We start from the raw sequence: 1277 nt of genomic DNA, 5'->3' as shown, positions 1-1277 counted from the left end.
TTTTATGGTTTACCTTTTATTACAACCTTAGGCTTATGGTAATGTTTGCATTATACCGACTTTCATTCCCATTTATAGTACTTAAGTGTCAAAAAATTCACTCCGCCGACATTTCGACGTCTATTATCAGTCGATTAGCGGTAGACATAATTACAATTGTTTGGCCACTTTCGTAAGTATAGTTGCAGATATAACGATTACTTTTGATTGTTCCGCTAATATCTAATAACTCACTAGCCATAATCTTACGTTGCGGGTAATGAACAGCTAACCAATATCCGCAATCGAGTACGCCTTGTTGTGTGAACGGCGACACCAATCCCCCTTCAGTCATGGTGAGTTGAAAACCATCCATTTCCATATGATTGGGCTCACCTTGCACTAACCACGCTTGGTGATAACGCTGAACACTGTCTAGCATCCAAACCTTTGCGAGTTTTGCACCTGTCGCTTGTGCTTCTTCAGTGACTGGCTGCAATTTAATCGCCATTCCAACCACGATGATGACTGCAACTAAGCCAAACATAATGAGCGTTGCTCGGCTTTGATTCTCAACCACGCATTAGCCGCCTTTGATGATGTCCAGCATCCCCCACATTGGTAAGAAAATACCCAATGCAAGCACCATCACCATCCCAGCGACAATGACCAAAAGTAATGGTTCTATTCTTGCCGTCAGTGTTTTAAGGTCATAATCCACTTCTCGATCATAAAAATCTGAGACTTCGAGCAAAAGTTCATCAATACGACCCGTTTCTTCACCAACTGCAATCATTTGAATAACTAATGGCGTAAAAATATTGCTGTTGATGGCAGTAACAGAAATGGTGCTACCCGCTTCGATGGCTGCTTTCATCTCTAAAATTCGATTTTCTAAAAAGCGGTTACCCAATGCTTCACCAGCAAGTGCCAAAGATTGGTTGAGCGGCACACCTGATTTCAACATCAACGAGAATGTTCGAGCAAAGCGCGACAATTGAGCGCGATTTACGATATCGCCAACGATTGGTAAGCGGAGGCGAAATTTATCAAACTTCTCCCGCCCACCTGCTGTCGCAACCCAAGCTTTGAACACAAAGAATGCACCGACCATAGCGGCAATGAGCAATCCCCAGTAGTGAACAAAGAAGTTGGACGTCGCAATCAAGATCCGAGTTGGAAGCGGCAACTCAACCCCAAAACGAGTAAACATCGATGCAAACTCGGGGATAACCAGAATGTTCAGAATGAACATGGCGACGGTAATAAATACGATAACGAACGTCGGGTAGCGCATC

At 43.6% G+C, this 1277-nt stretch carries 2 protein-coding genes; both read right to left on the bottom strand.

Going from position 1 to position 1277, the window contains the following annotated elements; translation table 11 throughout:
• Positions 1 to 97 precede the first annotated feature (97 nt).
• A complete protein-coding gene (locus tag R7Q47_RS25080; protein WP_318090023.1) occupies positions 98 to 559 on the bottom strand; it encodes an MSHA biogenesis protein MshF in 462 nt (153 codons plus the stop codon).
• Positions 560 to 562: 3 nt separating this feature from the next.
• Positions 563 to 1277: type II secretion system F family protein (locus R7Q47_RS25075; RefSeq protein ID WP_318090021.1), on the bottom strand; the 715-nt coding region annotated here is incomplete at its 5' end.

This window comes from Vibrio sp. Vb0349, from assembly GCF_033338975.1.
The sequence above is the reverse complement of the archived record's forward strand: the minus strand, read 5'-3'. Positions and strand labels throughout refer to the sequence as shown.